The 19,740-nt window shown below is 47.6% G+C and carries 18 protein-coding genes; 9 read left to right on the forward strand and 9 right to left on the reverse strand.

The features are described 5' to 3' along the window. Positions 1 to 15: 15 nt before the first annotated feature. Positions 16 to 1,296, forward strand: a complete 1,281-nt coding sequence (locus ABGV42_RS26325) for a multi-tm2 domain protein (RefSeq protein ID WP_347384358.1) — start codon at positions 16 to 18, stop codon at positions 1,294 to 1,296. Between the two features lie 114 nt (positions 1,297 to 1,410). Here the strand turns inward: ABGV42_RS26325 and ABGV42_RS26330 are convergent, their stop codons facing one another. From ABGV42_RS26330 to ABGV42_RS26360, 7 genes are all read right to left on the reverse strand, one after another. Beyond that, positions 1,411 to 2,064, reverse strand: a complete 654-nt coding sequence (locus tag ABGV42_RS26330) for a methylthioribulose 1-phosphate dehydratase (protein ID WP_347384359.1) — start codon at positions 2,062 to 2,064, stop codon at positions 1,411 to 1,413. Between the two features lie 2 nt (positions 2,065 to 2,066). After that, on the reverse strand, positions 2,067 to 2,744 hold the full coding sequence (locus ABGV42_RS26335) for a 2-hydroxy-3-keto-5-methylthiopentenyl-1-phosphate phosphatase (protein ID WP_347384360.1): 678 nt from the start codon (positions 2,742 to 2,744) through the stop codon (positions 2,067 to 2,069). Next, positions 2,741 to 3,964 carry a 2,3-diketo-5-methylthiopentyl-1-phosphate enolase gene (locus ABGV42_RS26340; RefSeq protein WP_347384361.1) on the reverse strand — a complete coding sequence of 408 codons (1,224 nt, stop codon included), beginning with the start codon at positions 3,962 to 3,964 and terminating at the stop codon, positions 2,741 to 2,743. The genes ABGV42_RS26335 and ABGV42_RS26340 overlap by 4 nt, the downstream gene beginning before the upstream one ends. Beyond that, positions 3,961 to 4,821, reverse strand: a complete 861-nt coding sequence (proC, locus tag ABGV42_RS26345; protein ID WP_347384362.1) for a pyrroline-5-carboxylate reductase — start codon at positions 4,819 to 4,821, stop codon at positions 3,961 to 3,963. The genes ABGV42_RS26340 and proC overlap by 4 nt, the downstream gene beginning before the upstream one ends. A gap of 35 nt (positions 4,822 to 4,856) precedes the next feature. Next, positions 4,857 to 6,104, reverse strand: coding sequence for a glutamate-5-semialdehyde dehydrogenase (locus tag ABGV42_RS26350; protein ID WP_347384363.1), 1,248 nt, complete (start codon positions 6,102 to 6,104; stop codon positions 4,857 to 4,859). A gap of 55 nt (positions 6,105 to 6,159) precedes the next feature. Next, positions 6,160 to 7,263, reverse strand: coding sequence for a glutamate 5-kinase (gene proB, locus ABGV42_RS26355; protein WP_347384364.1), 1,104 nt, complete (start codon positions 7,261 to 7,263; stop codon positions 6,160 to 6,162). A gap of 358 nt (positions 7,264 to 7,621) precedes the next feature. Then, on the reverse strand, positions 7,622 to 8,830 hold the full coding sequence (locus ABGV42_RS26360) for a pyridoxal phosphate-dependent aminotransferase (protein WP_347384365.1): 1,209 nt from the start codon (positions 8,828 to 8,830) through the stop codon (positions 7,622 to 7,624). 184 nt (positions 8,831 to 9,014) lie between these two features. Here ABGV42_RS26360 and ABGV42_RS26365 point away from each other — a divergent pair, with 184 nt between their 5' ends. The 4 genes from ABGV42_RS26365 (at position 9,015) to ABGV42_RS26380 (ending at position 12,067) form a co-directional block, all read left to right on the forward strand. Continuing rightward, positions 9,015 to 9,527 carry an ABC transporter substrate-binding protein gene (locus ABGV42_RS26365; protein WP_347384366.1) on the forward strand — a complete coding sequence of 171 codons (513 nt, stop codon included), beginning with the start codon at positions 9,015 to 9,017 and terminating at the stop codon, positions 9,525 to 9,527. Continuing rightward, positions 9,521 to 10,870, forward strand: coding sequence for an AraC family transcriptional regulator (locus tag ABGV42_RS26370; protein ID WP_347384497.1), 1,350 nt, complete (start codon positions 9,521 to 9,523; stop codon positions 10,868 to 10,870). Before ABGV42_RS26365 ends, ABGV42_RS26370 begins: the two co-directional genes overlap by 7 nt. 100 nt (positions 10,871 to 10,970) lie before the next feature. Further along, complete coding sequence (locus ABGV42_RS26375) at positions 10,971 to 11,792, forward strand: carbon-nitrogen family hydrolase (RefSeq protein WP_347384367.1); 822 nt, start codon at positions 10,971 to 10,973, stop codon at positions 11,790 to 11,792. A gap of 89 nt (positions 11,793 to 11,881) precedes the next feature. After that, positions 11,882 to 12,067: a hypothetical protein gene (locus ABGV42_RS26380; protein ID WP_095292751.1), complete on the forward strand. Its 186-nt coding sequence runs from the start codon at positions 11,882 to 11,884 to the stop codon at positions 12,065 to 12,067. A 189-nt stretch (positions 12,068 to 12,256) separates the two neighbouring features. Here the strand turns inward: ABGV42_RS26380 and ABGV42_RS26385 are convergent, their stop codons facing one another. Then, positions 12,257 to 13,201 carry a LysR family transcriptional regulator gene (locus ABGV42_RS26385; protein ID WP_347384368.1) on the reverse strand — a complete coding sequence of 315 codons (945 nt, stop codon included), beginning with the start codon at positions 13,199 to 13,201 and terminating at the stop codon, positions 12,257 to 12,259. A gap of 340 nt (positions 13,202 to 13,541) precedes the next feature. On the opposite strand from ABGV42_RS26385, the gene leuC reads away from it, so the two are divergent. Together leuC and leuD are read left to right on the forward strand one after the other, a co-directional pair. Then, entirely contained in the window at positions 13,542 to 14,963 is a 1,422-nt protein-coding gene (gene leuC / locus ABGV42_RS26390) for a 3-isopropylmalate dehydratase large subunit (protein WP_056696989.1), read from the forward strand. A 31-nt stretch (positions 14,964 to 14,994) separates the two neighbouring features. Next, a complete protein-coding gene (gene leuD, locus ABGV42_RS26395; protein ID WP_095292742.1) occupies positions 14,995 to 15,597 on the forward strand; it encodes a 3-isopropylmalate dehydratase small subunit in 603 nt (200 codons plus the stop codon). A 139-nt stretch (positions 15,598 to 15,736) separates the two neighbouring features. On the opposite strand, the gene ABGV42_RS26400 is transcribed toward leuD, so the two are convergent. Continuing rightward, positions 15,737 to 16,306 carry a hypothetical protein gene (locus tag ABGV42_RS26400; RefSeq protein ID WP_347384369.1) on the reverse strand — a complete coding sequence of 190 codons (570 nt, stop codon included), beginning with the start codon at positions 16,304 to 16,306 and terminating at the stop codon, positions 15,737 to 15,739. A gap of 330 nt (positions 16,307 to 16,636) precedes the next feature. On the opposite strand from ABGV42_RS26400, the gene ABGV42_RS26405 reads away from it, so the two are divergent. Further along, positions 16,637 to 18,043 carry an N-acetylmuramoyl-L-alanine amidase family protein gene (locus tag ABGV42_RS26405; protein ID WP_347384370.1) on the forward strand — a complete coding sequence of 469 codons (1,407 nt, stop codon included), beginning with the start codon at positions 16,637 to 16,639 and terminating at the stop codon, positions 18,041 to 18,043. A gap of 257 nt (positions 18,044 to 18,300) precedes the next feature. Beyond that, on the forward strand, positions 18,301 to 19,710 hold the full coding sequence (locus ABGV42_RS26410) for an N-acetylmuramoyl-L-alanine amidase family protein (RefSeq protein WP_347384371.1): 1,410 nt from the start codon (positions 18,301 to 18,303) through the stop codon (positions 19,708 to 19,710). The last annotated feature ends 30 nt before the right edge of the window (positions 19,711 to 19,740 follow it).

Consider the following 19,740-nt stretch of genomic DNA (forward strand, 5'->3'; position numbering starts at 1 on the left):
GAAAGGATGACGACTGTGCAATCAGATCGTAACAAAATATTTGCATTTTTATTAAACGTGGTCCCAGGTCTTGGGTTTCTCTATTGGGGTCGAACCGCTAAGGCCATGATTTATCCATTGCTCGTGTTTGGCTCTTTGGTTGGTTCCTTCATGTTGGCAGTAGTTGCGGATGAACAGGACCTAATGATATTCGGAGCTGTGGCAGCCTTTTTCTTCTGGTGCATTAACATGCTGGACATTATCATTGTTCTGCTGCGTACCCCTTCTACACGTAATGCTCATTACGGCGGCTACGGGGCTCACTATGGTCCATATCCAGGAGGTCCCTATGAACAGGGCTATCCGGATCAAAATGGCGCTATGGAGTCAATGAATGGGGAAGAGATGCATCAGCATTCTGCCAGCGGCTATGGTGTTCCTGAGGGTACATACGGCCAACCCATGTATCGCAAAGGCAGCGAAGGGGAACGATTCTTTACCATTTTACTGTCATTCATCCCAGGTCTGGGGCATCTTCATCTGGGGCTGCTGCATCGAGGACTATCGTTTCTGATCGCATTTTTTGGCTCCTTCGCGATGATGGTCTTTGTTGCATCCATTACCAATGAAGAGACCTTTCTGATGTTTCTGCTTATTCTGCCAGTCATTTGGGTGTACTGCATGTTTGATGCTGTGCAGCATGCGCATCGGAAGCAGGCAGGGGAAGTAATACAGGACCGGACGTTGTTTGAAGAATTGGAAATGGGCAGAGCATCGGGACGGCGAAGCAAAGTGTTAGCTACCCTCTTGTCCGCTTTTCCAGGGGCAGGTCATCTGTACTTGGGCCTTCAGAAGCGCGGAATGCAATTAATGTTCCTGTTCCTCGGCAGCATTTATATTTTGGATCTGCTCCATTTATCCGTATTCCTGTTCATGATTCCGCTCGTCTGGTTCTACAGCTTTTTTGATGGGCTTCAGTGTTCAAGTCGATATGGCCGGGAACCACTGATTGATCAACCGATATTTAAGGATTGGGCTAAACATCAGCGTCTGATTGGATTCGGGATTGCTGCACTCGGCGTGTATTATCTGGCTATTCGGCTGGTCATTCCGCAATTGAATGAAATGTTCCCCAATCTGTTTATGACGTATGAAATTCGTTCCTATGTGAACACGGTTATTGTTTCGCTCTTGCTTATTTTTGGCGGATTGAAGCTGCTTTTCGGCAAGCAGCGTACGATTGCGCAACATAGCGGACTTAACGGAAAAGAAGACGATTCCGCGAGTCTCTTCCTGTTCAAGGATCGGGATAAATGATTGAAAATAGGATTGCGAGTAAGTAATGCCGCTAAACTAAAAACACGCTGTGGGCTGGTTGATCAGTCCGCAGCGTGTTTTTAGTTAGCCTATATAACAAAACGGGAATGATGACTATTTCGTAGTACCTTTCAACAGCAGCTGACGATACATCACTTCGAACAAAAACTCGAATGCTTCCAGATGTCTTTTGGCTTCAAATGCATCTTTACCCCAGGCATAAATGCCGTGATTACGCAGCAAAATTCCCGGAACTTTCGGGTCAAGTACACCTGGAACCAGCTCGGCAATGGATGGAATATCCGCAAAGTTGGGCAGCACCGGCACACGAATCTCCGCATTCTCTTCCCAAATGTTAAAAGCCTTGATCAGTTCAATGCCTTGAATCGGCACATGACCTTCTGCGCCAAAGAACTCGCTGATCAGGTTGTTAAACACGGTGTGTACATGGAATACGGCCCCACAGCCAGTCAAACGATAAATTTCACAGTGGATCAGCGTTTCTGCACTTGGTTTCAGGGTTGTGGTTTCAATCGCTTTGCCATGCTTGTCCACAAACAGAAAATCTTCCGGCGTGCGGAGAGATTTGTCTTTGCCTGAAGCCGTAACTGCAAAATAAAATTGCTCCGGATCAAATTCTCCCACACGCATCGACAGGTTGCCGCTTGTTCCAGGGAACCAGTTGCGGCTGGCAAAAAGGGCTTTTATATCAGCAAGTTCCTCCAGCACCTGACGTTTGTGTTCCAATGTAATTTTCTCAAAACCCATCTTTACAGCACTCCTTGTGTTTGCTTCTGTTTCATGTCTTCCATAATATCGTAAAAGGTCGCAAAGGGCACATGGTCTACACCAAGTTCTATGCATTTATCCGTCAGAATGGAACGGGAGTACACCAGATCGGCAATTTTGGCCCCTTCAAAATCCGTTAGACTGTCTCCGATCAGAATCCGATTATATTGATCTTCCGGGAATGTACGGATCACCGTCGTTTTGCACATACCACAGCCGTTCTCACAAGGAGGCTGGCACGGATTAGGCCACTCAATGCGGATGAATTCATCTGTAAAGTCCGCTCCGTTACAATAGACGTGATCTTGTGGAATGTTGAAGGGTGCAAGCAGTGGTTCGATAAAAAAGTCCATGCCACCGCTGGTCACATTAAATTCAATGCCTTCGTTTCGAACATATTCCAGAAATTCGCCAAATCCCTCACGAATGCCGGCTTGTCCAAGCACAAATTCCACGATTTCATCCTTTTGCGAAGCAGGCAGCAGAGCAAACATGGCCCCAACACCTTCGCGAAGTGATATGTTTTGTTCGATGGTATCTTTCATTATGGGTTCAATGCCTTTAGGCTTAAAATGCTTCATGATTGCTACGATATTGTCCGAAAGGGTAATCGTGCCATCAAAATCACAGAAAATGACTGTTTTCTTGTCACTTCTCATCGTTCTCCACCCCACAGATCGAGTGCACTTTTTAACTCGGGGTGCTCAGCTGCATATTCTGCGAGCGAAATTCCGCGCTGTGTCGCTTCAATGGCTTGCAAGAATGCACGTCCACCCGCCTCAGTACCCATGGGATGTCCGTGAATACCTCCACCAGCGTTAACGATGACATCCGTGCCGAAATCACGGAGAATTAACGGTACAAGACCTGGATGAATCCCAGCAGAAGGCACAGGCATGCTGGTTCTGACCGGGAGTTCTTTGGAGAGCAGCTGTTCCGTAATGGCCATATTCTCTTCTTTCGGCATGGTCACCGATCCATAAGGCGAAGGGAAGAGAACGAGATCCGCTCCGGCAAGACGCATCAGTTGACCCAGCAGCACCGAAGCCGAAATACCGTAATGCGGTGAAGGGTACAGTGCGCCAGCAAGCGCAGGATGAGCCATAATCGGCACATTAATGTCCGGATCGCTGGTGAGCTCGTGCAGAACGTCATAGCCGTACGACAATACGTTAAACAACAAGGCATTGGCACCAGCATCAATCGCTCGTTCAGCCTGCTTCTTCAACCGCGAAGTCGGGCCGGTCAGGTTGGCGGCATAGAGCAGCTTCTTGCCAGTCTCCTGGCGAGCCTGTTCGGCAGCCTTCATGCAAACCTCGACTCTTTTCTCGATAGGTGTCAGCTTGTTCTCAAACAGAATTTCGTCATCCTTGATCAGATCAACTCCGCCCAGAGCCTGACGGATAAACTGTTCGCGCAGCTCATCTGCATCCAGACCAATCACCGATTTGAAAATGCTCATTAACAAGGGACGATCGTGGACACCAAGCAGATCACGAACCCCATTCAGTCCAAATTTGGGACCGGGAAACGCGCTCAGGAATCCGTCCGAGAAGCCCAGTCTTGTCAATTTAATCCGGCCATCCATTGAAATTTTGCCAAAGACGGTGACAAGCAGAGCCGGAATATCACGGCTGAAGTTGACATCAGGATATCCAATAGTAATATCTGCATATCGCTCGCCTGGAGCCATGCCTTCATGTTCATGTACCTCTACGCTAATAACTTCGCCAAGATGTTTCTGCATGGCTTCACGCTTGGCTTGCGGCAATTCAGTCCAACTTCCTACAGTCATGCCGACCGCAATGGACTCCGCCTTTTTGCGGAAATCTGCACGATCATCGTGCAGACGATATGTGGCAGTACACATGTTATTCATCGTAAATCTCCTTCCAAAGCAGCTCCCATCTCCCGTGAGCGCTCTGCGCAGCGGTTGACGGCTGCAATCACGTTTTCAAAGAAATCGCCATCATCCAGTGTTTTGAGCGCGGCCTGTGTGGCGCCTCCAGGTGAGGTAACATCACTGCGAAGCTTCATGGGCTCCGCTCCCGTTTGTTGAACCATTCTCGCCGCACCAAGTACGGTTTGAACCGTCAGGTCGCGGGATTGCTGACTGGAGAGTCCGCCGCGGATACCTGCGGCAATCATGGCTTCCATCAAATAGTATACATAAGCCGGGCCGCTTCCGGAAATACCCGTGAGCACTTCCAGTTTCTCTTCAGGAACAATGGTGACGATGCCCACCGCTTCAAACATCGTCATGACCGTACTGCGCTGCTCATCTGTAATTTCGGCTGAGAAGGCAAGTCCTGTTGCACCAAGTCCAATCGTACTGGATGTATTCGGCATGGAGCGAGCGATCGGCTGTTTGCGGCCGAGCAGTGTCTGCATCGTGCGGATGGATAATCCGGCGATGACAGAGACGATAAGCTGGTCCGGTGACAGAAGGGGACCAAGCTCACGAAGAGCTGCCGCAGCATCTTTCGGTTTCATGGCCAGGACAATAACGGGAGAAGCGGAGAGGACTTCCGATGATTGGGAGGCCGTTCCTGTATGAACGGCATAACGGGTACTCAGCTCTTCCTGACGTTTCTGGTTGCTCCGGTTCAGCATCGTAATATCCTGGGGGCGTACAACGAGGCGGGAGATCAGTCCGCGCACAATGGCTTCTGCCATGGCACCTGCTCCGTGGAAAGTAATCTTTTGTTGTAATAACGTCTGTTGTTCTTGACTCATGGTTTCGTTCCTCCTATATGGCTATTGCTGCGATATTATTGCCGAATTTGTCCATTGCCGGTAACGCGATATTTGGTAGAAGTAAGGGCAGGCAGCCCCATTGGGCCGCGAGCATGCAGCTTCTGAGTACTTATTCCTATTTCAGCTCCATAACCGAACTCGAATCCATCCGTGAAACGTGTGGAAGCATTGTGATAGACTGCGGCAGCATCCACATCATGCAAAAAGCGTTCCGCATGCGCAGTATCGCGGGTTACAATGCATTCGGAATGTTTTGTGCCATAAGTCGCAATATGTTTCATGGCTTCTTCCAGATCCTGCACAACTCGTATATTCAAAATATAATCATTGTACTCTGTCCCGTAGTCTTCTTCCGTCACGGGAAGAGCGGTAGGTACCAGTCGACGAGTCGTGTCACAACCCTTCAATACAACATTAGACTCACGGAATCGTTCGGCCAATGCAGGTAAATGCTGTTCTGCGTAAGCAGCATGAATCAGCAGGGTTTCCATGGAATTGCATACAGACGGGCGCTGTGCTTTTGCGTTGATCGCAATTTCTGCTGCCATGACTGGATCCGCCGTTTCATCCACATACGTATGGCAGATGCCTGCGCCTGTTTCAATGACAGGTACCGTTGCATTGGCCACCACGTTGCGGATTAGAGAAGCACCGCCTCTTGGAATAATGACGTCCAGTAGTCCATTCAGCTTAAGCATTTCATCGACGGAAGAGCGGTTAGCGTCTTCCACGAGCTGCAGCGCATCCGGCGGCAGGTCTGTTTTGGTTAGTGCCTGGTGGATTACTTCTACAATACGACGATTGGAAGAGAGGGCAGAAGAACCCCCGCGCAGCAGAACGGCATTACCAGTCTTGAGACATAGCCCTGCTGCATCAACCGTAACGTTAGGACGGGCCTCATAGATGATGCCAATCAGGCCAATAGGCACTCTCAATTTTTCAATGTGGAGTCCATCTGGACGCGTAAATGACTCCAGTACTTCACCAACAGGGTCTGGCAGTTCAACAATCTGACGTAATCCTTTTGCAATTCCTGCGATACGCTCTTTGTTCAAAGCGAGACGATCCAGCATGGATTCTGGCGTCCCTTGTTCTCTTCCGCGAGCGAGATCTTCCGCGTTGGCTGTAATAATGGATTCGGATTCGCTAATCAGCGCGTCTGCCATGGCGAGCAAGGCCTTATTTTTCTGATCTGTATTCAAACGGTTTAACTGTGGAACAGCCGCTTGAGCTTTGCTTGCTTTTTGTCTAACTTCACTCATCTGAAATTCCTCCTTCATCTATAAAAACTCATGTCCTATCCAATACAAGTACTTGTTATTTTAACGTAATCCACTCGTCTCGATGGATGACCTCAAGCCGATGGATGGCATTCAGTGTTTTCATGACTTCCCCGCTAGGTAAACCTGCGATAAGGCGAAGCTGATCATCATCATAATTAACAATGCCTCGGCCAAGAAGTGTTTCGTCCAACCCAATGACCTCGACAACGTCACCTGCGTGGAATGTGCCAAGCACGCTTTTGACGCCTACAGGCAGCAAACTATGACCGCCGTGAACAAGGGCCTCTTCAGCACCGGCATCTACTACAACCGTACCGAGGGGTGTCGACATGAAGCCTAGCCATTGTTTTTTGCGGGAGAGTGCAGCCAGACGGGTCTCGAAATAAGTCCCCTTGCCACAACCCTCTACCGCGTTCTGCAAGTCTCCGGGTTCCTTGACGCTACCAACAAAGACAGGAACGCCTCCGCGTGTTGCCACTTTGGCTGCATCGACTTTGGAGCGCATGCCACCTGTACCGACCGATGAACCTGAACCTCCGGCATACGCATAGATTTCTTCAGTAATTTCAGGAATTCGATCATAACGTACAGCAGTGGGATCCTTTCGGGGATCTGCCGTATAGAGTCCATTGGTATCCGTGAGAATAACAAGATGCTGGGCTTTCACCAAATTGGCAACGAGCGCAGAGAGCAGATCGTTATCCCCGAATTTCAACTCGTCTACTGAAACCGTATCATTTTCGTTGAAAATGGGAATGACGCGTTGTCTGAGCAGCTCTTCCACGGTCATGCCTGCGTTCCCCATCCGTTTCCGACTGTGGAAATCGGTTCTGGTTAGCAAAATTTGTGCTGTAGTAACGCGGTGCGCTGCAAAAGCCTGTTGATATGCCTGCATCAACAATGCCTGACCCACTGCGGCTGCAGCTTGTTTCTCGTGCAGCATTTTCGGACGCTGAGGGTAACCAATTTCACGGAATCCGGCAGCAACGGCTCCGGAAGTGACCAGGAGAACTTCATGGCCCTGTTCAGCGAGCGAAGCGATCTCACTGGCAAAAAATGAAATGGAACTGCGGTCCAGGCCGCCTTCCTCGGTGGTTAGGGAACTGCTTCCAATCTTGACTACTATACGTGAAGACATGCTTTCACTTCCTTAAACATAATGAATGAGATACCAATGGACCGTTATTCAGGTACAAAAAAAACTCCCGTCCTTTATTGTAAAAAGGACGAAAGTTTGTTACTTCCGCGGTACCACCTTTATTGATGATTGCATCATCCGGCTTTGGGCCCTGTAACAGAAGGCACTGTCCTGCATAAACAGGCCGCTCAGGGGTAGGTTTCGGAGAGAAGCCGCGGTAAATTCTTGCAGCCGGTGGAATTTACTCTCTGGGCGCGGCTTGTTCTCTCGTACTGGTCCCGTCATCACGTTTCGTTCGATATTTGTTAATAACATACCATGGAAACTTGGCAGATGCAAAGGGGTATTCGGCCTTTAATTACGTAAACAAGTTCAGCTTGCCGATCCTCCGGGCAGCTTCCTGCAATCGATTCTCGTCACTCAGCAAACCTGCGCGAACGTAGCCTTCACCATGTGTGCCAAACCCGATCCCCGGTGCCACAGCTACTTTAGCTTCCCGAAGCAGCAAATCTGCAAATTCAGCTGAAGTAAACCCGGAAGGGACAGGCAGCCAGCTGAAGAAAGAACCTCCTGGCTTCGAAGCCTGCCATCCGATGGAGGAAAGCGCCTCATATAATGCATTACGGCGGGATTCATACCGTGCAACCAGATCGGTAACACATTGTTGGGAGGAAGTCAGAGCAGCAGCTGCAGCAGCCTGAATGCCACCAAATAGACTGACATAAATGTGATCCTGCAATAGATTGATTTTGGAGATAATCTCTGCATTACCCAAGGCGAATCCTACCCGCCAGCCTGCCATATTGTATGTTTTGGATAATGTATAGAATTCAATTCCGACTTCCTTGGCGCCAGGCGCCTGCAAGAAACTGACCGGACGATGTCCGTCAAACCCAATTGCACCATAAGCGAAGTCGCTGGCAACGACAATTTTATTCTGGGTGGCGAATTCCACCGTGTCTTCATAGAATGACAGCGGGGCCGTCGCGGATGTTGGATTGTTGGGATAATTTAAGTACATAAGCTTGGCTTTGTCGCGAACTTCGCCCGAGATTGCTTCATAATCTGGGAGGAAAGCATTCGACTCCAGGAGAGGCATAAAGGACATGTGCGCTTTGGCAAGAGCCACCCCGGACCAGTAATCCGGATAACCCGGATCAGGAACGAGACATACGTCCCCGGGATTAAGCAGGACTTGCGGCAGTTGTACAAGCCCGGTCTTTCCGCCAAACAAAATCGCAACTTCCGTCTCCGGGTCAAGGTCGACGTTGTAATCTTCTTTATAACGTTTGGCAATGGCCTCCTTCAGGAAGGCATGTCCACTAAAGGGTGAATATTTATGATAAACCGGATTTTCGGCAGACTCCTGCAATGTTTTTACAATATGTGGTGGTGTAGGAGTGTCCGGGTTCCCCTGACCAAGATTAATTACGTCATGACCACTTGCGATTTCACGGTTAACATTTTGCACGAGCGTTGCAAAAAATTGCGTTGGCAGCTGTGTCATAACATCTGAGGTAGGTATATCAAAGGCGGAACGACCCGAATATTGCTGTTGATTACTCATTAGTTTCATCACTCCGGTTCATAAAGATGGGAATAGTATTCATTAATTTATCACGCTAATCCCGAGCTGTATAGAGGGGATAAGTTAAATAAGGTCTTTTTGTTTACAGTGTAAATGGGATTTTGTACAAAACCGAATTGAACGGATTCGTGTTTGTCCATTGTCGAAGAAGAGCCTTTGTCTTATGATCATTTACGATAATGATAATCAATATCATTCATCCACTAACGGTTCAGGTGACGGAGAGACAACTGCTGCGGTAACATCCAATGACTCGCAGGCTGCAGCAGAGAACACCGGGCAAGAAGAGGTGGCAGAGGCAGACAACGCGAGTGAAACTAAAATATTTAAAGACTGGACCGGGCACGAAGTGGAAGTTCCAACCAATCCGCAACGTGTCATTTACCACGGAGAGGTTACAGGGTATCTATTGGCTCTCGGGGTAGTTCCTGTAGGTATTCTTAAAAATGAAGGTACGGTATTCGATGATCAGGTGGCAGACGCAGATGATGTTGGTTTTCCAATCAGTGTTGAAAAGTCGCTATCACTCAATCCCGACCTGATCATTTTCTCGAATGATGACGAAACGCAATATGAGCAGATTTCAAAAATTGCTCCAACGGTCACGTTCAATTCCTTCTGGCCACTCGAAGAACGGATGCGATTCCTGGGAGATTTGATGCCGTGCACATGGTAACAGGGGATCCGGAACTTTACACACGTTCTTTATTTGAAGAAAGGGACCAGATGAACGACTTTTCACCTGGCGCGTTATTCGGCATGCTGGATTGGTTGGAATCGGGTAGCCTCTATCAAACGGATGCGGAATATAGCCGGTTGAATGTTCATTTTCAAAAATTGATGGAACTAGTGGTGTCCCGCTATACACTGCCCAAAACAGAGCAAAGCCCGAATGTCAGAGTACAGAGCACGATTCAATACGTGGACGAGCATTACGCTCAGGATATAAGTGTACAGAAATTAGCGCGGCTCGCGAATCTTCGACCAGCTCAGTTTACCGCTTTGTTTAGGCAAATTACAGGCCGCAAGCCCCTTGAATACCTTAACCATGTACGCATTGAACAGGCGAAGGAATGGCTGTCCCTTTCCGATGAACCTCTGCGCGATATTGCTGGTCGTGTAGGTTTCCGGGATGAGTACTATTTCAGCAGACGTTTCAGGCAGCACACCGGACTGGCTCCTCGGCAATATGATCGATCCCTTCAACGACATACCCTTGTTCAAGATTGGGCTGGGCATGAAGTAAACATTGCAGGACATCCTGAGCGGATTCTATTCTATGGAGATTCGGCAGGGGACTTACTTGCGTTAGGGCTTCCCGTGCTTGATGGCAAAGCGTATGATGTTTTACCTTCCATTGATTTGGAATGGACCGTGCAGAAGCAGCCGGATCTAATTTTGTTCGATAGTACGAATGAACAGTTGTACCAGCGGCTTTCCCGTATTGCTCCTACTCTGATATACAACTCCCATGCGAACTTGGAAGATCGGATCCGCAAAGTGGGGAGTTGGTTTGGCCTGGAGATGGATGCAGAGACGTGGATAGCATCTTATCATAAGAGAACAGAGGAGATGTGGAGGAGCGTAAGACCGTGGATTGAGCTTGGCGAGACGGCTTCCGTTCTTGTGCATCATCGAGGTGCCCGCTTGTTTGTCATGGGCAATATCGGGCTGGCTCCGTTTCTGTATCACCCGCAGGGATTTAATCCTGTAAGCAAAGTGCAAGAAGCTCTAGCTGCAGGGAGGGCATATAAGGAGATTTCAACGGAGTCGATAAGCCAGTATGCGGGGGATCATATCTTTGTCATGATGCCAGAGAGCGACGCAGCCACGGCAGCAACGGAGAAGGTGTTTGAAAGTGAGGAGAGGAAGGAGCTGCCCGCCGTAAAACATGGAAAAGTGTACACGTTGGATGAGCAGGTGTGGAATATGGGAGATGCCTTATCGTACAGCAGATTGCAGAAACTGTTCCCTGAATTGCTGATACGGACTGAGCGTCCCTCTCTTATCGTCCGTTAGCGACCATTGCATTTATTAATTAGGTTGACCAAAACGTTGTTGCAGGTTTTCCGGGGATCAAGCTATGATAACAGGTATTACAGTTCGGAGGAGTGCGTGTATGACAGAACAACAACAAGGGGAAATGCGTGTTGCCCTGATTCAGGGTGATATTCAGCTTGGTAATCCAGAGGCTAACCATAAACATATGCAGACTTTGCTCGAACGGGCAGTGGAACAATATCCGGATCTGGGGCTGGCCGTGCTGCCAGAAATGTGGAATACAGGTTACGCTTTGGAACAAATCCATGAGCTCGCTGACCCGGAAGGGCAAAAATCACGGGAGTGGTTATCGGCATTTGCCAAGAAGCATCAAATTTCAATTGTCGGTGGATCCATAGCAGAGAAGCGAAATGGACAAATTTACAATACCATGTATGCCTACAACAGAGACGGAGAGCAGGTTACACGTTATGATAAATTACATTTGTTCCGTCTGATGGATGAGGAGAAATATCTGCAGCCTGGTGCTGATCCTGAAATTTTTGAACTCGAGAACGGTCTGACAGCGGGTGCTTCCATCTGTTATGATATCCGTTTTCCCGAACTGGCCCGTACGCTTGCATTGAATGGGGCCAGAGCATTGATCGTACCTGCGGAATGGCCGAATCCGCGTTTGCACCACTGGCGCACGCTGTTAACAGCACGAGCTATTGAAAATCAGATGTATGTCATTGCCTGCAACCGGGTCGGTACAGGTGGAGACACGGAATTTTTCGGACACTCTCTCATCATTGATCCTTGGGGCGAGATTGTAGCTGAGGGCGGAGAAGGGGAAGAGATCGTGACCGGACTGATTCGTCCTTCCCTTGTAGATGAAGTGCGGGGACGCATTCCGGTTTTTGAAGACCGCAGACCTGGTATTTATTTTAGTGAAAAATAAAAAAAAAATGTTTCTTTCCAGTAAAGTGTTTATTCTTCCAGGAGGCGGGTAATGATAACTATCCCGTCACCAAGGAGGATGATCAATCAATGGACAACCATGTGAAAGATACGCTCAGGAGACTGGAACAGGAAAACACAAGGGAAGATCACTTGAGGCCATTCTTAGAGAATGGTGCAGGAGGGCTATCACCGCCTGAACAAGCCGTTCAGGACGAAGGTCGACTGGTCAATCAGCAGAACAGGCTGACGAGTGAACGTAATTTGCGAAAATAAACAACATGACACTGAATGTCTCTTATGTACGTTTCTACGTTAACTTTAGATCATGATATCAGCAACATTGTGATGTAACGATGCACTGTGATTTCATGCAAGAACTTGATCCTGCTTATGCGGGAGAAGAGTATAGAACAAAGGCTTGGCCCGTATGGGTCAAGCCTTTGTTTGTTTCATTGAAATGCACTAATTTACAGAGCCAGGACTATCATGGTCTCCTTCCGAAAGCTTGGCGACGGTCTGTTTGAATGTGTCAATAAAAGCTTCTGCAGCTTTGGACAATACACGTCCCTGACGGTATGCGACGACGAGAGTACGACTTGGGACAGGTTCAGCAAGTGGTACATAGACCGGCACAAATTCACTGCGAGGCGCCCTGGCAATAAAGCGTGGGACGAGTGTAATACCCATGCCTGTAGCTACAAGGGACTGCACGGTTTCAATGTTATTGCTCTCAAATACGACACTCGGATCAAATCCGGCCTGCTCACACAGGTCAAAGGTCAGCTTGCGGAAGCCCTGCCCTTTTTTCAGGACAACAAACGACTCGTCCCGGAGCTCCTCCATATGCACAGGAATCGGATGATCCGGATTTCCTCTAACGGCAAGAGGGTGATGAGGAGGTACAGCCAGATCGATTCGCTCTTCGCCAATTGCAACATAAGACAGGCTCGGTTCCTGCAAGGGCAAGGAGAGCAGGCTGAGATCTGCCTTGCCGATGGCTGTCAGTTTCTCCAGTGTTAGTCCGGCGTCTTCAAGCAGCGTAACTTCGATATCCGGATAGGCTTGCTGGTAAGCGGGGAGTACATGCGGCAGAAGGTGGGAACCGGTGATCGGCATGCTGCCCACAACGACTTTGCCTTTGCGAAGCTGGGAGATGTCCGACATTTCCTGTCTGAGTAATTCCATGGCATCCACGATTTTTTGGGCTTGCTCCACAAATGTGACTCCGGCATGGGTCAACTCTACTGTACTTGTATTGCGCTGAAAGAGCAGAACGCCAAGCTCTTTCTCCAGTTTAGACAATTGCTGGCTAAGTGAAGGCTGAGCAATATGAAGTTTCTCGGCTGCCCGCGAAAAATTCCGTTCTGCAGCAATCTGCAGCGTATATTGAAGTTGTCTGAATTCCATATGCACTTGTCATTCCTTTCGTTATGCCCCCATTATAACATCATGAATAAATAAATCATTTTCCTATAATGAATATATACAAAAAAGCATTGACACTATTAGTGAAGCAACGTAGTATAAGCATTATATGATAATGATAATTGTTATCAATTAAAAGCCGCTGTTGATGCAGTGGTTTATTGTCGTTCACCCCATTATAGGTCAAACCTATTACATCTATAGATATTATATCTTGGAACAATGAAGGACAGGGTGATATATTTATGTCATTCAAGAGCTTCACGATTTAGACAAACACAGAGGCTCTTCCAAGGACCGAACTTATGATGAGGTGAAAATGATGAGTAAAAAAACGATGTTTGAGAAAATTTGGGAAAATCACGTAATTCATCAGGAAGAAGGAAAACCAAGCATTCTGTATATCGATCTCCACCTTGTACACGAAGTAACTTCTCCACAGGCGTTTGAAGGTTTGCGTTTGTCAGGACGTAAGGTACGTCGCCCGGAATTAACGTTTGCGACAATGGACCACAACGTTCCTACCAAGGATCGTTTCAACATTACGGATCCAATCTCCAAACAACAAATTGATACACTCTCTCAAAACTGCCGCGACTTCGGCGTGAAACTGTATGATCTGGATACCATTGACCAAGGTGTTGTGCACGTTATGGGACCTGAACTTGGTTTAACCCACCCTGGTAAAACCATTGTTTGCGGTGACAGCCATACATCCACACACGGTGCATTTGGTGCACTGGCATTCGGAATCGGAACCAGTGAAGTGGAGCATGTAATGGCCACTCAATGTTTGCAGCAAGCAAAAGCAAAAACCATGGAAGTCCGCTTCGTCGGAAAGCGTAATCCGGGCGTAACCGCAAAAGACATGATCCTCGCAGTGATTGCCAAATATGGCACTGACTTCGCAACAGGTTATGTTATTGAGTATACTGGCGAATCGATCCGTGAACTCAGCATGGAAGAGCGTATGACGGTTTGCAACATGTCTATCGAAGGTGGAGCAAGAGCAGGCATGATCGCACCGGATGAAACGACTTTTGAGTATCTGCGTGGACGTGAATATGTACCTGCTGATGCCAAATTTGATGAAGCTGTTGCAGCGTGGAAAGAGCTTGTTACAGACGAGGGTGCAGAGTTTGATCGTGTCGTAGAAATCGATGTGGAATCCCTGATTCCGCAAGTAACTTGGGGTACCAGCCCCGGGATGGGAACGGATATCTCATCCAAAGTACCTGTACCAGCAGAACTGCCAACTGAAAATGAACGTAAAGCAGCTGAAAAAGCGCTTGAATATATGGGACTTACACCTGGAACACCGATCTCTGAAATTCCGGTTGATTATGTATTTATCGGTTCTTGTACGAATGGACGGATTGAGGATTTACGTGCGGCAGCTCAGGTTGCCAAAGGCCATACAGTATCCAGCAATGTTACTGCTATCGTTGTTCCTGGCTCAGGCCGTGTTAAAATTCAAGCCGAAAAAGAAGGTCTGGACAAAATCTTTACGGAAGCGGGATTTGAATGGCGTGATGCAGGATGCAGCATGTGTCTTGCAATGAACCCGGATGTGTTGAAACCAGGGCAGCGTTGTGCATCGACATCCAACCGTAACTTCGAAGGACGTCAAGGTCGTGGTGGACGTACCCACCTGGTATCTCCGGCAATGGCGGCGGCGGCAGCGGTTAAAGGTCACTTCGTTGACGTACGTGACTGGAATTTTAAAACGGAAGCAGTTATCTAACAGGTAACGGACAGAAGGGAGAACGGATCACATGGAAGAATTTAAAACACTGCAAGGTATCGTTGCACCGGTAGACCGGGTCAACGTAGATACAGATGCTATCATTCCAAAACAATTTTTGAAGCGGATTGAACGTACCGGATTTGGACAATTTTTGTTCTATGAATGGCGTTTCGATGAAGAGGGGAACAACAATCCTTCTTTCGAAATGAACAAATCCCGTTATGAAGGAGCATCCATTCTGATCTCCCGCGCAAACTTTGGCTGTGGCTCATCCCGTGAGCATGCGCCTTGGGCAATTATGGACTATGGATTCCGTTGTGTCATCGCACCATCTTTTGCAGATATCTTCTACAACAACTGCTTCAAAAACGGCATCCTGCCAATCAAGTTGTCTGAAGAGCAGGTAGAAGATCTGTTCCAGCGTACGGCTGCCCATGAAGGTTATGAGCTGAATGTCAACCTGGAAAACAAAACGATTACCGATGCACACGGACTGCATATTGATTTTGATCTGGATGAACACCGTCGTCAATTCTTGCTGCAAGGTCTGGATGATATCGGCCTGACATTGCAACATGATGATGAGATTACAGCATATGAGCAGCGTCATGCTGCGAAGTTGTTTGGATAAGATATAGCCTATCGAATATAAAAAAGCTTCTGTTTCTCCGTTGGAACGTCGTTCCGATCAGAGACAGAAGCTTTTTCTGTTAACCATTACTCACTTATCCTTGTTTACCTTATTTAATTTCACGTTTCAATCAAGTCATCTAAACGTAGAATTCCTGTTTGTTTTTTGCTGAATATTTCAGTATGTATTCCCCGTCACTTTTTAACTCTCTGGATGCGATTTTGATCTGGGTATAGTCTAATCGTGACTCTCTCAGCACTCGTTTGACCGCTTGAATCCCCAGTGTCTCATCCATAACAAAGCAATAAATATTCAAAGCGTACTCGGTGACCGGATTTGCTGTTTTGCCCATATCATGTCCATCTACAATCCCCAGCCCTTTCCACCCCAGCTCACCTATCAGTGCTTCACTGGCTTTATCCTTGAGCCACAGATCACGTTTGCTGCCTGTCAGGCTCTTCATGGGATATTGAATGACCAGCATGTAACCATCGTCTTCTGAAGCTTGTTTATAACCCAGGCCTGAGTAGCGTTTCAGAAAATCATTCTTAAATTCGTCCTCATTGCTGAAGGTGCCTGGGAAATCCATTCTGGTCGTTGTACCCAACGTACCGACTGCGCCGGTATGCTCTACAACCTGATCCTCTTCAATCCAGTATTCTGCGTACAGGAACTTCCCATTCGATTCTTGTTTGTACAAAGTGAGCATTCGTTTCCCTCCTCTGACTAAAATCACTTTTATTTTTCTTGGCGGTACCCAAATAGATTGGACAACATGCTTCGAGTAAGGAGCTTCTTAAGGTTTCTCATAAAATATAATAGCATCAATAGATGATATTTTGACGAGATATCCAATTAACCTTGAATATATGGGAGACATGCTAAAATAGGTCTCTTTTTGTCGCTCTAGTTCCGACTAAATATGACAACGTTGTAACCGGATGAAAAGCCAATATCTGATAAACTGATTAGTATAATATGGAAGGTTACATAGAGGACTAGTCGAAGGTACAGAACACAACAGAATGGTGGATGATCTATGAAAAAATGGCCGGCTGCAGTCGTTATCTTTCTGTTATTGTGTTTATTTCCTATCGCAGCACATGCAGGCGCCGTGCCCTCCATTGTTCTTGATGGTGTAACGATGGATCAGCAGTCCGGGGCGCCAGCGGAGAATGTCGGAAAGACGGTAATGATACCGATCCGCATGGTTTCAGAAAACCTCGGTTATCAGGTGAAGTGGGATAAGGAAACAAAGTCTGTTCTGGTTGAAAAAGGGAGCCGCAGTATTGCAATGACGGCTGGTAAAGGTACGGCAACGGTTAATGGAAGCCCTGTAGAGCTGGATTCCCCGCCTTTGGTTAAACATGGAACTACCTTGGTCCCCTTACGCTTCGTCGGGGAAGGCATGGGGCTGGAAGTAGGATGGGACAATGGAACCAAGACGGTCAGCCTATACACCGTTCCGCCAGTGGCAGAACCCGATGAAAAAGATGAGGCTAATGTAACTCCTTCTCCGAGCTTTAATGCAGAGCTCCAGAGTATCAGTTTCAGCAGTAATCGATTGATGATAACGACAAGTGGAGAAATCAAGCCGAAGCTGTCCACGCTCGGTGCACCGGATCGGATTATTGTGGATATGCCTGGAACAACGTTCGCTGAGTCCTTCATGAGAGGACAAGCCTTAACCTCTGATGGCAGCGGCAGTATTGAAGTTGCGGATTCCGCTGTGGTATCCAAAGTGCGATATGCCATGTTCAGTCATTCGCCATCCACGGTTCGTGTTGTGTTTGACTTGAAACAAGCCGCAACAGCCAAGTGGTCACTAGGAGATAACCATGTGCTGCTAGTCGATCTGTCAGCAAGCAGTGGGGAATCTGCCAGTCAACCAGCCTTACCAACAGATGACGGCAAGAAAATGGTGATTATTGATCCGGGGCACGGCGGGAGGCAATCGGGAGCAGTAAGCATTTCCGGCACGTATGAGAAGGACTTTAATCTTGCAGTGAGTTTGAAAGTACAGGCACTGCTGCAGCAGCATGAAGATATTCAAACGGTGATCACACGCCAGGATGATACGGAACTTTCATTGCAGCAAAGAGTCGAAATGGCGGAACTTAATCAAGCGGATATTTTCGTCTCCATTCACGGCAACAAATTTACGACTCCTGATCCGAATGGAATAGAAACGCTCTATAGTCGGATAGAGAGCAAAACCCTAGCCGATATGCTCCACACACATATACTGCCCGTTACGGGACTCAAGGATCGCGGTGTGAAGATGGTTAGCCTGCATGTGACTCGTGAGACGACCATGCCTGCAGTTTTGCTTGAGCTTGGTTTTATGAGTAATCCTTCTGATGAAGCGATTATGCTTACGGAAGATTATCAGGATCGGTGTGCAGAAGCAATTGTAGATGGAATTGTAGAATTTTTAGGGCTCTAAGGCCGGTTATGCGTAAAAACGCAGTTTAGGACAGTTCGTTGTTTTCAGATGTTTAATTGATAAAAAAGGAAATAAAAAGACATTAAAATGTAGAAAAAGCTTGATTTGACAACGTTTTTTTTCTGTTATGTTGGAATATATTCGCAACTTTTGAGAGTACGGGGCGTCTAATAGGTGTCTGGTAATGCCCTCGTGGTCAGTCGGAGCTGTAAGTCACAACATGCGGCGAAAAAATATGAGAATGGTAGGGGTGAAGGATGAAGAAGTTCGGTTTTTTGGTACTGTTATTTGTCTTTGGGCTCGTTTTCCCGGGCTATAGTCATGCAGCAGCGGATACGAAAATTATCCTAGACGGGAAAGAAATTGTGCAGCCTTCGGATGCCAAAGCGGAAATCATCAATAGCAAAGTGATGGTGCCGATTCGGGTTATTTCCGAGAGTCTGGGGTACGGTGTGGAATGGAAGCAAAGTACAAGCACCGTGACGATAAGCAAAGACAACACTGCCATGCAGATGATTGTAGGACAGAAGACGGCAACGGTGAACGGCAGTAATGTGAACCTGGATGCCCCGCCACTCGTAAAAAATGGTACGACTCTTGTGCCCCTCCGATTTATCGGTGAACAAATGGGTCTTAAGGTGGGTTGGAACAACACTACGAAGACGGTAACATTAGTTACCCAGAATTCAGGTTCCGGAAACGGAACAACAACTCCTCCGAACTCCGGCAATAATGGCGGGAGTACGAATGAGGAAGGTCTTGTACTGGTGAACGGCATCAGCTTCAGTGACAACCGCTTCTTTATTGCAACCAGTGGAGAAACGAAGCCGAACGTCTTCACGATGACAGGACCGGATCGAATCGTGATCGACTTACCTAATACCGCATTTGCTGATTCTTTCAGTGAGGGACAAGCTCTTGACAGCAACCAGAATGGACAGCTTGTAGTCAGCGGTTATCCCGATGTTTCCAAGATTCGGTATTCGTTATACAGCAACAGCCCTTCTACTGTTCGTTTTGTCATTGATCTTTCCAATGCTAAAGGTTATGACGTTCAAAACGATTCTGGTTTGATTATGGTTGATCTGAACAAACAAGGCGCGACACCTACTTCTCCAGTTGGAGATAACGGCAAGAAAGTTGTCGTGATTGATGCAGGACATGGGGATCAGGATCCTGGAGCAATTGGCGTAACCGGAAAACGGGAAAAAGATTTCAACTTGGCGATGGCTTTGAAAGTGGAAGCACTGCTGAAAAAAGAGTCTAAAATTGACGTAGTGCTGACGCGCAGCGATGATACGTTTCTGGCTTTGAGTGAACGTGTAAAAATTGCCGAGAAGGTAAATGCGGATATTTTCATTTCCATTCATGCCAATAGTGGGCCTGCTGCTGCCAACGGTGTAGAAACATTCTATACCCGCTCCACCAGTAAGGCATTGGCTACCATCATGCACAAGCATCTTCTGCAATCGTCCGGATTGAAGGATCGTGGCGTGAAAACGGCAAGCCTCCATGTTACCCGTGAAACGACAATGCCAGCTGTTCTGCTGGAAGGCGGTTTCCTGAGCAATAAGAGCGATGAAGCAGCTCTGTTCACTGAAAGTTTCCAAAACAGTGTTGCCAAGGGTATTGTTGCAGGAATCAAGGAGTATCTGGGAATTAAATAAGGGTCAACCCTTATGATCAGGAGGCGGAGT

The sequence above is a fragment of the Paenibacillus pabuli genome (genome assembly GCF_039831995.1).
In the GTDB taxonomy this organism is placed as follows: Bacteria; Bacillota; Bacilli; order Paenibacillales; family Paenibacillaceae; genus Paenibacillus; species Paenibacillus pabuli_C.